Annotated in this window: 6 protein-coding genes and 1 pseudogene; all 7 read left to right on the forward strand. The window is 44.6% G+C overall.

From position 1 onward, the window contains the following. Window positions 1-54 precede the first annotated feature (54 nt). Window positions 55-225 carry a helix-turn-helix transcriptional regulator gene (locus tag AC59HZ_RS13385; RefSeq protein WP_496546309.1) on the forward strand — a complete coding sequence of 57 codons (171 nt, stop codon included), beginning with the start codon at window positions 55-57 and terminating at the stop codon, window positions 223-225. 1,279 nt (window positions 226-1,504) lie between these two features. Continuing rightward, a pseudogene (locus AC59HZ_RS13390) lies at window positions 1,505-1,765 on the forward strand (Ig domain-containing protein); the annotation flags it as partial. Between the two features lie 399 nt (window positions 1,766-2,164). Then, on the forward strand, window positions 2,165-5,539 hold the full coding sequence (locus AC59HZ_RS13395) for a DUF7402 domain-containing protein (protein WP_496546592.1): 3,375 nt from the start codon (window positions 2,165-2,167) through the stop codon (window positions 5,537-5,539). Next, the gene (locus AC59HZ_RS13400; RefSeq protein ID WP_496546310.1) at window positions 5,539-5,838 is read left to right on the forward strand and encodes an OmpL47-type beta-barrel domain-containing protein; all 300 of its coding nucleotides are present in this window, start codon (window positions 5,539-5,541) and stop codon (window positions 5,836-5,838) included. The genes AC59HZ_RS13395 and AC59HZ_RS13400 overlap by 1 nt, the downstream gene beginning before the upstream one ends. Window positions 5,839-5,866: 28 nt before the next feature. Continuing rightward, the gene (locus AC59HZ_RS13405; protein WP_496546311.1) at window positions 5,867-6,139 is read left to right on the forward strand and encodes a hypothetical protein; all 273 of its coding nucleotides are present in this window, start codon (window positions 5,867-5,869) and stop codon (window positions 6,137-6,139) included. Between the two features lie 493 nt (window positions 6,140-6,632). Continuing rightward, a complete protein-coding gene (locus tag AC59HZ_RS13410; RefSeq protein ID WP_496546312.1) occupies window positions 6,633-12,023 on the forward strand; it encodes a DUF7402 domain-containing protein in 5,391 nt (1,796 codons plus the stop codon). Between the two features lie 1,135 nt (window positions 12,024-13,158). After that, window positions 13,159-13,923, forward strand: a complete 765-nt coding sequence (locus AC59HZ_RS13415; RefSeq protein ID WP_496546313.1) for an SDR family NAD(P)-dependent oxidoreductase — start codon at window positions 13,159-13,161, stop codon at window positions 13,921-13,923. Window positions 13,924-14,001 lie beyond the last annotated feature (78 nt).

The following is a 14,001-nucleotide window of genomic DNA, read 5'->3' on the forward strand; positions in this document are numbered from 1 at the left end:
TTTATTCGAAACAGCACACGGGCAGTCGATTGCGCAATACATTTTTGACTTCGCATGCAAAAACTGGACGAATATATGCGCAACATCAAACTGTCTTTATCGACCATTATCGACAAGGTTGGTCTAGAGAGGAACAATTATTTTTACACCCGATTAAAAAAGCATTTTGGTATGTCCCTCAGTGAATATAAGCTGCAGCTTGGACAAGAAATCGATGGTAATTAACAGCTATATAACATAAAGAGCAGCCCTTTTCCTTATGGAAATGGGCTGTTTTTTTATGTTAGCTAGAAGAAATTAGAGAATTTAATAAAAATATGAGTTACAGCACAAAATTTTAAGCTGTAGAAAAAGCAAAAAACATCAAATTCTACAGTTTTTGAGATTGTTAATTTGAGATCAGCTTGACTACAATGTAAGGGATTTAGCTGAATATTTCGATAAAACGTAGATTTTATTTAATCACAAGTATGCAGCTACTTATCAAATTACAATTTCTGGGGGTGATTAATGAATAGAATGCAGCTACTTAATCAAATTACAACATCTGGGGGTGATTAATGAATATTGCAGTCCAACGTTCCGGCTTCGTTGCATAGCAAATAAAACAGCCCGCCAAACGAGAGCGACCGTTTGTGAAAACGGTATCATACAAGGGGGAACGACTAGAAACACGCATTTTATCAAAAAAATTAATTGGAGGAATAATTCGGTGAGGAAAAAAATAAAGCGACTTTTTTCTTTATTATTAATAATTGCTTTTATGGTTCCGTCGTTTTCGAATATCAGCACTAAAAAAGTAGAAGCGGCTCGAACAAACGGTACCGCGCCCTACATCAATCAATGGGTGGTTTCCGGCCCTTTTACCAAAGAGCAACCGCTTGGAAACATCGTTCCTGTGATTGGCGAGTCTTTTGGCGATCCGAATAGTTCAGAAACATCCACCTGGGAATATTTCGACGACCGGATTTTCAACCGCAATTACGACGATTACAATGATCTGATGGGATATTTTGATGTGAAGCAAGGGCAGGGTACAACCGACAAGTGGGTTGTAGCCGCCACCTATGTTTACAGCTCAAAAACGCAAACGGTTCAGTGGCAGGTCGGCGGTTCGGGTGTATATAAGCTTTTCGCCAACGACATGCTTAGTGGGCAACAAACCCAAGCCGCATCTCGTGTGAACAAGAACGGTACAAAATATCCAATCACATTAAAACAAGGTTGGAACAAACTTTTCATTGAAATTCAACACAAAAACCCCAGTACGAACAAGAATTTCCTTGGTTTTTATACAAGACTTTCCGACAACGATGGAAATGAAATTTCCGGTCTCACCTATTCTGTAGCGGGACCAAACGTAACCAATAACAAACTGAAAATTGTTACGCAGGGCCTTGCTATTGATAAAGATGCATTTAATACCCGTAATAAAAATGTCCCGGCTAACGATTATCCGTCCAACACCTTGCCATACGCTTACGACGAAAATCCATATGTATGGATGGTTGGTAAAATTGATGGCAAACTGAACACATCATCCATTGCCCCACAGGCATCTCCTTTTACATTCCAGGCTGCGGGCGGAAATCCCGTCTACACTTGGGGAATTGTGGATGGAGCATTGCCGCCAGGTCTGAAATTGGCAGAAGATGGTCATATCGAAGGGACTGTTGCAGACGGCGCTCATGGCAAATCACAAAAGGATTACACCTTCACATTGAAGGTAACTGACGCTCAAGGTTTTACTGCAACAAAGCAATATACCATAACGGTCAAGCAAAATCCGGTGGATTGGTTTATTCAGGGCAAAATGTCGGCTCTGTCCCACACGACAGGTACAATGCCAAACCTTTATGACCCGAACTATAACTATGACGAGTGGGCACAGACAGCGAAAGAAATGGGTATGACCATGCTATCAACAGAAACCATTCAAAATACCATTTACTACTGGCCGTCCCCCAACGCAAATTTAACCCCGAGTGATAGTAACAAGTTGTATAAATACAATGCTTTGTACCAGTCTGGGGAAGGCTCATGGCATGTCAAAGACAGAGTGATGCAGGCCAAGCAGGCTGCAGAGCGTTATGGCTTGAAGTTCGGTGTGTACCTATCGTCACTATACGAAGGTAAAGAAATTTTAGAAAGTGATATCCAAGGCTTGGTAGCAAGATACAATCCATGGTATCTCTTTGCCGATGGCGGCCCCGAGAGCTATTCCAATGTTGACGTGGCATGGAGTTCGGCCCGCAACTATAACGACCGTGTATTAATCGATGCGAACCCTAATGCTCAAACCGGCGACCAAGACATTACGCTTTACGAGCGTCCATTCTGGCACAGTGAACCTTACAACGACGGTGGCTGGGCGAATGGTGTTTTGCCGCAAACAAGAAAAGTTGCCCATGAGGAATGGAACGACCCGTATACAACCGCATTGGATGTTTGGACAATTTACGCAAACGGTAACGAACGAGACAATTGGCCGGAAGCAACAAAGGAACTCATTAACCAATACGGACACGGTTACGTCATGAATTATGACTCGTCTATAACGGTTACCCGCGGTATGGATAACCTGAGCAGCAATTTGGATAACAACAACATCTTCTCAATGGTGCCGATTTCCTCGCAGCAACTATCGGATATGCGTACTTCCATTGTAAAGTGGATGGTAAACGCCGGCGGCCCCGATCTGCGTGAATCCATGTACGGCACCATGCCATATACCATGGATTACACCATTAAACCAGGCTGGTATACCGACCCGCAGATGGCAATCGCCCACGGTCAAGGTCCAGACTGGGGTTACGCTATGTCCCGTGACCAGTATGTCTATATGCATATGATCAAAAACCTGATTTCCGGTACGAGCAAGACAGGATTTACCGGCCAAGACTCGATGAGCGGAATTGGTCCCTTCGATTACGCGGTTGATAAGGTCGAGTTGCTGAACAAGGGTGTTTCTCTGCCATTCACAACAAAACAAAACAATGGCAAATACTATATTACAATTGACACTTCAAGTGTAGTTGCCGACCCTATTGATACAATCATTAAAATTACAACAAAAAACCCTGCAAGAAAATACAAAATGACAAGTGTTAAATTGTTCAGCAGCCAAACTGAACCAAACAAACTGAAACTTAGAGCAGAGAGCTATATGAATAACTACACCAATGTTTTCGCACCTGCTAAACTTAAATTCACAAGTGACAATAAAAGCGTGGCAACTGTAGACTCTAAAACAGGTTTGGTAACAGCTGTCGGTGACGGTAAAGCTATAATCAAAGTGACCGCAAGATATAATGATGGTGTGAACGCTTCTCAGGTTAAGACCGACACATATCCTGTAAAGGTATCGGGCGGTGCGATTTCGGCTGCACTTCCGCTTGTCGGTGTTAATATGTTCACAGATGGCGCTCTGTTCTGGGGACAATTCTCTACAAATAAAGATCTTCCTGTGACATTCCAGGGCTTCACAGAAAAGGGCGGCGCGGTTGATATTCTTCATGGCAAAAATATCAAATACCATTATGCAACCGTTGAAGGTAACCGTAACAACCCTGCAGGCAAAATCATTGTCACGGAAGTGCCTGCAGATCAAGTGCCGTTCGTTGTAAACGGCAACACCATGCATTTTACAGGCAAAGTTTCCACCCCTACGATGTACAGCTACTGGGCTGACATCACGGTAGACGGACAGACCTATACGTCAACACGTAACTACATGACACTGATCCCGGATGCCAACGTTGCAGCTGGCATTACGCCAACAGTTACAAGCGACAGCGGTAATGCTGCAAAATTATCTGATGGTATCATCAACGATTCAACCGGCGGCAACCGCACAAAGTGGGGAGCACCGGCAAGTGATAAAAATCCAAGCATCACATATGACTTGGGTAAACTGTATGATCTTACGCGTGTCAATGTATTCTTTAACCATCATATGCCGAATGCGAACAACGTTACTTATTACAATGTGCCTAACAAATTGAAGATTGAGTATAGTGAAGATGGCGTGAATTGGATAGCAGGTAATGAAACAAGCAAATTGTCCGGCGGTGGATTGCCAACATCGAGAGATACGCTGGCGGTTCCAAAAAGCGATACAACCTTATATGCTTGGGAGCAAGAAGGTCTGTATTACAACTATCCAGTTGATCCGAGTAAACCTAGTGCGAGAGCTCGTTATGTAAGAGTCTCCTTCCCTGGCGGCGGTCAAGGCGGCAGCCCGGTTGATGTGCTGGAAGTCCAGGTATTCTCATCAGGAGATTTAACGGCACTTGCTAACCTTAAGCTTGATCCGAAAATCGGAGCGGATAACAAAACGGCAACGGTTGATGTAGAAGGTTATTCCTTCCTAGGTGATCCTCTTGACCTGACCAATGCGAAAATCGCGATCACAAGCGACAAACCGTCCGTTGCAGCAGTTGGCGCAGATGGGGTTATTACAGCTGGATCACAAGGTAAGGCGAGAATCCAAGTAACCGCAAGTCTTAAAGGCTACAGTGCTAGCGATTACTTCTATGTCGATGTAGATGCTAATGGAATCATGCATCTGAATCCTTATCTGAGAGAAGTGAAGCTTTCTCTCAATCGAAATACCATCAAGAAGAACGAACCAATCGTGGGCACTCTGGATGGTACGTTAAACACGGGTGAAAAGGCTGACTTATCGGCAGCCGCAATTGAATATGTATTCAGCGATCCAAGATTAGAGGTCGTTCCAGGCAGCAATACCATTATCGTAAAAGAAGCTGTTAATAAGCCATTCCAATCGACGGTGAAAGGAATCGTGACGCTTGATGGCGTAACGATAGAAACCAAAGAGGAAACGATTTCGGCACTAGGTGGGAATATCGCTAACATAGCGAATGTATCCGTATCGTCCGTAAGAGATCGAAATGGCGATCCTAATGGAAATAATCAAGATGATCGTTATTTGGGAGAAAAGGCTACAGATGGGAATAAGTCGACGACTTGGGCGGCGAAAAAAGCAGACAAAACGCCTTGGATAAAACTTCAATTTCCTAAACCTATACAAATAGACCGTATTAATTTGGTTGACCGAGGACACGAAGTGAATCAGATTGTTGAAGGTCTTCTGGAATGGGAAGGCGGCAGCCGAAAGGTTGAAAATATCAAGTGGGATGGTCAACCGGATAATATTGTGACATTTGAAACGCCTATAACGACAAGTTGGATTAAATTTACGATTGACCCTGACAATAAATACAATAATCCGGCCGATGCAGAATGCGGCTTGGCAGAATTTGAGGTTTATGAAGCTCAGCAAACCGTGAAATCCATCGTCGATTACAAATCGGTGGCCGTGGACACGAACGTTGGCGTCATTCCTGTTCTTCCGGCACAGGTCGAGGCCGTATACAACGACGGAACGGCAGAGCTTGTGGACGTTGTATGGGAGGGAATCACTCCGGATATGGTAGCCAAAAAAGGTGTGTTCACCGTTTATGGATCGGTTGAAGGAACAGCACTTAAAGCGAAGGCTACTTACAGAGCAAATTAGTGGATCAACAAGCGCCAACGACAACAGACAATGCACCGGAGGGTTGGGTCAAACAAGACGTTACCGTACTCTTGAACGCAACTGACAGTGGAACCGGAGTCGCTAGCACCAATTACATCATAAACGATGGAAAGGAGCAAACCGGAAATTCGGTTGTATTTACTAAAGAAGGCGTTCATACCCTGACGTACTGGAGTGTAGACAAGGCAGGAAATGTCGAGCAGCGACATATGGTCACCGTGAAGATCGACAAGACGGCACCGACCTTAAAGATTGAACTGGACCCGTCGATTCTCTAGCCGGCGAATCACAAGATGGTGAAGGTGAGTGCCAAGTTGGATTCCAGTGATACCCTTTCAAGTCCAATCGGTTGTGTTAACGTCTATTACCAGTAATGAACCGGAAAGCAAAGACGGAGATATCCAAGCGAAACTGGGCTCAGAAGATGCCTCGTTCAGCTTGCGTGCAACAAGATCCGATGAAGGAACAGGCCGAGTCTATACGATAACTTACACAGCTACCGACTATGCAGGCAACCAAACGAAGGCCACAGCCACAGTAACCGTACCGCATGACCAGTCTGGAAAGCCCAGAAAGTAAGATAACGGTACAATATTAAAACTAGCCCTCTATCATTAACTAAAGTTAATAGTATGATAGGGGGCTCTGTTATGTGCTAACTTAATTCTTCAAGATTTAGAGAATTTATTAAAAATATGAGTTACCCTACACAATTTAAAGTATAGAAGTAGTAAAAAACATCAAATTCTACAGTTTTTGAGATTGTTAATTTGTGATCAGCGAGACTACAATGTGAGTGATTTAGCTGAATATTTCGATAAATTGTAGTTTTATTTAATCACAAGTATGCAGCTACTTATCAAATTACAACATCTGGGGGTGATTAATGAATATAGCAGTCCAACGTTCCGACTTCGTCGCCTAGCAAATAAAACAGCCCGCCAAAAGAGAGCGACATTTTGTGAAAGCGGCATCATACAAGGACGAACAACTATAAAGGAGTCTTTTCATTATATGATATTGCATTATCGTATTTTGAACTTGGGAGAGGATGCTTATCGGTAATAAGTGAATGGCAAGCAATCGTTTGGAAGTTAGAGAACGAAGGGGGAAAAGTAAAATGGTGAAAATCAACAATAAATTCACTTCTAGCGTATTGGCAACCGTAATGCTTTTTGCATCATTAATGATTGGCTTGCCCGGTACGAATGCATTCGCACAGCAGACAACGGGTAACGCGCCGTTTATTAATTCGTGGCTGGTATCAGGTCCTTTCGATTCGCCTGTCGTAGACAACATTTATGGATGCCAGGTTGGTGAAGTTATCAATCTTGCTCCGCTGGCATCTGACATAACCGCTTCTTCATCAACGCTCGCCGTCAACCCTGTTTCGAATTTAGTAGATGGCAGTACCAAGAAACAGTGGGTGACCGAAAATGATTCCAGTCCGTGGGTAAATCTGAAATGGAAGGATCCTATTGCACTAAATGAAGTAAAAATTGCCCAATGGGGCGATTCGCGTCACGTCAATAATTGGTATCACCTTACATTCACGCTTGAAGACGGCAGCAAAGTCGAATCCGGTAAGGTTAACAGCACGTCTTCCAGCTCTGACGAGTCAACGGTGTATACGATGCAGCCAGGGCTGAAGAAAGTCGTGGAAATGAAGGTTGAAATCGATAAAGGCCGTACACCGTATCCTTCGATCACCGGTATTTCAGAGATCGAGGTATACAACAGACCAGCCAACGAATCCAATCCTGGTTCGGGTGTGATTACGCCTAAAATCGGCGATCCATTAGCCTTGAATCAAGAAAGTAATAAGTGGGAGTATTTCGATGATCGCCTCTATAACCGGAATTATGATGATTATCAGGATTTATACGGTTATTTTACGGTCAAAAAAGGCGTTGATACGAGAAACAAATACGTATACGCTCACACATACGTATACAGTCCGGTAGAACAACAAGCATATTTTAATGTAGGCGCCAGTGGTTCATATCGACTTTATGTAAACGACAAATGTGTTTCCGAACCGACCACACCTGTGGAAGTGCAGAAGGATTTGACCAAACAAGCTATCCAGTTGAAGCAAGGTTGGAACAAGCTGATGCTTCAAATCAAACATACATACACCGAAGATGTGAATGCCAACAACGTTCCGATCGCGGCAGATCAGAATGTGGCGTACCTCGGGTTCTATGGGAGAGTTGCAGATCAAAACGGCAATATGATCAAGGGCATTATTAATTCGGTTGAAGGTGATTCTGGCGCTCTAAGTATCGCCACGCAAGGACTATCGACCGAGGATGCCGTTAAAACGCCGCTGCCAACCGAAAACATGCCTTTTGGCTACAAGGAATGGCCGTATGTGTGGAATAAATCGAAAACGAGTAATAAGTACGGAGTTTCTGCTTCGGCATTCCAGTTCATGGCGAGCGGAGGCGCACCGGGTTATACGTGGAGCATTGTTGAAGGTAAACTGCCAGAAGGCTTGGAACTAAAAGCGGATGGCACCATCGCGGATGGTTTAGTGAACGGCAATGTCGACCTAACCAGCAGCAAAGGCATCATTAGTAACAACAGTGAACCGGGAGACTATAAGTTTACCGTGCAAGTTACGGACCGGAACGGGAATAAAGCGACCAAGAAGATGACCATTACCGTCAAGGAACGCCCGAATAAATGGTTTGAAGAGGGTAGGGTTGGGGCGTTAAGCCACACGATCGTAACTTACCCCTACTTTGTTGATCCGAATTTCTCCGCTGATTTATGGGCAGAGCGAGCTAAACGTCAGGGACATTCACTTGTCTCGATTGAAGCATTGCAACAAAATTATTATTGGCCGTCTAAGTTCGCAGACCCACAACATGAACGGCAAAAATATTATCCAAAAGATGAAAACGGCCAAGTGGTAGACGGATTAAAACAGTTTGAAGAGGCTGTCAACCGCTATGGCATGAAATTTGGTTTGTATTATGCAACCGAGGGCGGCGGCTTACAGCATTACTCTACGGATGTGTTCGTACAGAACGTGGAGGATCTGATTAAGCGTTATAATCCGGCATACCTCTATTTCGATGGCCCGCAAGCCATGAAAAATGCCAATTATGACGTGATGTACAGTAATGTTCGCAATTACAGCGATGACATTATTATCAATTCCAATGCATGGGGCGAAGAGTATGGAGACCCGGATTTAAGAACCGCCGAAGCCAGTCACATTTATTCAAATACAGGTGCAAATCATCTCTTAAAACGTACTCCCATGGAGCCATGGAAGTCTGTTCATACCAAGAACAACTATACGCCCTACTATGAGAAACGCGATGATTATCGTCAGGTTGCCAAAGAAATGATCATGAATGCCGGTAGAGGATACGTGGACAACAATGACCAAATGCCTTTAATGAGCCGGGGAACAAACTGGGATTCTCCGGAAGATGTTGCAACAAGATATCCCAAGTCCGTTCAAGAGTTTATAGATGTTCGTGAAGGGCTTGCGAGTTGGTTTGCGCCTGAGGGCAAGCCGGAAAGACACGAGTCTACAACGGGTACGATGCCCTATTTCTTATCGGGCTATGGCTACGAAGATGATGGAAAAGGAAACTATGAAAAGTTTGCCTTTCCTAACAGTACGACAGGCCCGCAATGGGGATACGGAACCTATAGAGACAACAATATATATCTGCATATAATGAAGGGTCCTGACGGCAAAAAAGGGTTTGACGCCATCGCAGGAAAGTCTTTAACCGTTCGTCCGATTAAAGACAAAGTGACTTCCGTCACCTGGTTAAACGAGGATATTCCTGTCACATCGTTTGAACAAAATGGCGATAGCCTGACCATCAACCTTGCCAATGTTCAGGCGGATCCGATTGATTCGATCATCAAGATTGTAACGGACAACCCTGGGCGCAAATATACGCTGACGAATGTCGTTGCAACGGGTGAGCAGTTGACACCTTCATCACTCAAAATCAATGCCGAGGGATATATGACTTTTCCGGCGCTTAAAGCCAAGCTTTCCGGGCTCACTTACAGCAGCGCAAATCCTAAAATCGCGAAGGTTAACGATAGCGGTATCGTGACCCCAGTAGCGAACGGAACGACTGCCATCACCATAAGCGGGACTTATGAAGGCGTATCGAATAAGGATACGTTGAAAGTAACGGCAAGAGACGGCAAAATTTATGTTGGCGAGAACATGATCGGCGCAACTTTAAAAGTGAATGAAAGAGAATCATATGGCGAGTTCGGCACATTGGAGAGACTTCGCTATGAAATCGAAGGCAGATCTTCGAAAGGCGGCGCCATCGGGCTTGACGCGGCACAAATTAAGTGGCATGGCGGTATCGTCGATCTGAAAGCGGGCGATAAATACAAGCCGGTCGTGATCAAGGAAGTAAATACGTTTACTTTCAAGGACGATGGAATCACCACGCCATATGTAGAACAACCCACAAGGGGAGTCGTTTGGGCAGATGTCATGCTGGACGGAAAGAAGTTTACGACGAATAAAATATTCTTGGACCTGCTGCCGTACCAAAATCTTGCAAGGACTGCTGAAATTACATCCAGTCATAACCAGAATGCAGTCAAACATCTGGTTGATGGCAAAGCTATTGACGGCATTCGATTTGATCAATCCAAATGGTCGGTGGCGGCTGATGAAAAAGCATGGGTTCAATTTAAATTACCTACAAAGTCTCAGTTAGCCAACGTCAATATTAACTTTAATACATTAGAACAAATATATACCAACACGCCAAAAACTATCAAAATTCAAACCAGCAATGACGGCGCGGAGTGGAAAGATGTCAGCACGGTCAACGGCCCAACAGGCACCGCTTATTTCGGATTCTATAACCAATATGCGTTAAACACGGAAGCGCAGTACGTAAAGCTTATATTTGAAGGCGGTTCAAACGGATCAACGATCGATTTGCTCGAAGTGGCCATCAACGGAATGGATACGTCTGACTTGTTTGATCGCTTTGATTATGCGTATAAGCCGATCGATGCGGCTACAGGCAAGTATGACATTCAGGCTTTTACGGGTGCGGGCGAACCGATTGATGTTAAAGATGCTGAGGTCACCGTAACAAGCGAAAACCAGGATGTGATTACGGTAGGCAATTCAAATCTGCTGACTGCAGTTTCACAAGGGGTGGCGAAGATAAGCATCAAGGTAAACATAGGAGGCCGTTCTATTGAAAATGTTACGTATCTTTTCGTTGATCAGTCAGGAAAAATCTATGAGGCTCCGTATTTAAACAAAATTAAAGTTACATTGAATAAAACGACAATTACACCTAATAACCCAATCGTTGCTGAAATAGAAGGCTTGTTAAATACAGGAAAACAAGCTGATTTATCGAGAGCCAAAGTAGAATATCAGTTGAGCGATTCCAGATTGGAGGTTGTTCCCGGCAGCAACACCATTGTGTTGAAAGATGCTGCCTATAAAACATTCCAATCGACTGTAAAAGTCAATGTAACGCTGGATGGAGTAACCGTGGCCTCTAATCAGGAAACCATTACTGCCAAGGACGGGAATATCGCCAACATTGCAAATGTAACGGTATCTTCCGTAAGGGATAAAAACGGCGTCCCTAATGGAGATAATCAGGACGATCGATATTCAGGCGTCAAAGCGATCGATAGAGATAAAGCGACTTCATGGGCGGCGAAACAAGCGGACAGAACCCCCTGGATTAAACTTCAATTTCCCGAGCCCGTGGAAATAAGTCATGTTAATTTGGTAGATCGAGGACATGAAATAAACCAAATTGTTGAAGGGCTGCTGGAATGGGAAGGCGGCAGTAAAAAGGTAACGGGTATCAAATGGCAAGGGCAGCCGGATAACATCGTGACGTTTGAAACTCCAATAACGACCAGTTGGATTAAGTTTACCGTCGATCCGGAGAACAAATACAACAATCCGAGCGGCGCGGAATGTGGATTGGCAGAATTCGAGGTATTTGAAGCGTCGGAGCAGGTTGTAAAAACCATCGTGGACTACAAATCGGTTGTTGTGGATACGAACATTGGCAAAATCCCATCACTGCCTGAGCAGATGGAGGCCGTATACAACGATGGAACTACGGGTATGGTTGATGTTGTTTGGGACCCCATCACACCGGACATGGTGGCGAAAGCTGGCACGTTCATCGTTCATGGGACCGCTGAAGGAACATCAGTAAGACCAAAAGCGATCTACAGAGTCATAGCGGTTGATACAGTGGTCAGCATCGATTCCTTGAAGGCATTGGTGAAGCGCTTTGCAGAAACCAAGGAGATCGATAATGCCGGAATTGCCAATAGCCTGCAGGCAAAGTTGGCGAACGGCAATTTGAAGAGCTTTGTCAACGAGGTGAAGGCGCAGAGCGGCAAGCATATTACAGTCGAAGCAGCGCAATATTTGCTCCGGGATGCAAGGGCTTTGTTAGCCGACTAGTTCTGTGTTTTGCAATATGGACGAATAAGGAAGAGGGGAGCGGAACTTCCGCTCCTCGTTTTTACTCTCTGAGGCCGGAATTTTAAAGAACAGAATATTTAATGAGAAGCTTAATGGCGGTTTAATTGGGAGAGCGATTTCACCGGAGCTGGTCGAGGCCCCAGTAGAAACGTGACAAGACTCCATATATTCACTTCCACAAATATTATCCTCAAACGCTTACTCGTGATTTTCTGTTAAATTCCGTTTCCTCCACTCCGTAGGAGAGAGACAGAATTGTCCCCGGAAAACCTTCGAAAATTGCAAAGGATCCGGATACCCAACCGATCTTGCGTTTTCATTGAAAGATACATAAATTAAGCGGCGACCGCTTCCCTCATTCAACAGGAGAGAAGTCGCCTAATTTTTTTCTGGAACCGCTCATAGTTATGTATTCAGTGATCAGCGTTCAGCTTCAGATGCATTGTTTAGTTTCGCCAAATGAAGCTTTTCTGTCTTTAGATACGAGAAGAAAGACTCGACGAATGCATTATCAAAGCAATTCCTACTACCAACTTACTTCTGGTCATCATGGAGTTTCGTAAACGACTTCGTCATGTATTGAAACTCTGTTAAGTGTAAAACAAAAAGAGGGGTTCTCCGCCCCTCTTTTTGTTTTCCTCCAATAGATCATCGTCAATCATAAAGTACGGTGAAACACGGAAATTTTAGAGAAAAGAATATTTTTTGATGAGCATCACGACGGTTTATTGAAGATTTTATTACTTTTTTTAGATGTCGACCCTCATTTGCTTTTGTAAAGTGAAATTATGAATCTTGTAAGGAGGAATAAATAGACGAAGAAGAAACGGATAATGATTTCCTGAAACAAAATCATTGCAGTGTAAACATTATTCTGACTCCAAATAGTGGCAACAATCCTGTCAGATCGATTAAGAGCAACTTATTTGAGACAAATGCCGACAAGTAATATTTAGTCCTGCAGGAACAGGAACAACACATTAATTGGAGTGTCTCGATTGAGCTCCAAACCATCAACATTTATCAACCTATGTATAGTGAAAGGGTAAAGGTGCCCCATTAACTGTATGTAGGGGGAATCGTACGACATGATGCTAAGAAGGAGATGGGGAAGTTGACTAAATTTCAGGATAAGGTTGCGATCGTCACCGGGTCCAGCAGCGGGATCGGCAAAGCGATCGCCGAGACGTTGGCAGGATACGGCACCCACGTCCTCGTTTGCGGGCGGAATGCGGAAAAGGGCCGTGAAGTTGCGGAAGGAATCGAAAAGGACGGCGGATCGGCGCTCTTCGTTCAAGTAGACCAGTTCCATCCCTCCGCGCCGAATACGCTCGTAGAGCAAGCAGTGAAAACGTGGGGCAGAATCGATTTTGTCGTCAACAATGCTGCCCTGGTGTGCAACAAGCCGATCGAAGCGGTAACGCATGAAGATTGGGACCGGCTCTTTGCCGTCAATGTAAAGTCGGGTTTTTTTCTGATTCAGAAAGCTTTGCCGTATTTGAAAGAGACGCGCGGCGCGATCGTGAACATCAGCTCGCTCAACAGCCAGAAAAATATTGCCGGAAATTTCGTGTACGACTCGCTCAAGGCCGCGCTGAACCATCTGACGACAGGGCTGGCGCTCGATCTGAAGGATACGGGTATTCGCTGCAACGCGTTGCTCCCGGCGGGCATTGCGACGCCGCTTCTGAACGATTGGTTCAAACAGCTGTTCGAAGATCCTGCTGAAGCGGAAAGGATCGCCGAATCCGAGAAGCTGAGGGCGGACGTGGGGTCGTCCCAACAGGTGGCGGATGTAGTTGCGTTTTTGTGCAGTTCTCAGTCGTCATGGGTCAATGGGGCGCTGATTCCGTTACATGGCGGGTACCAACTAGGGTAAAAGTAATTTAGACAATCCTAGGGGAGAAGATCAATAGAAGATCAATTAAATCGTTAACGCGCAAGTGGAAAATCTATG

It is taken from the genome of Neobacillus sp. DZ-9, assembly GCF_059587065.1.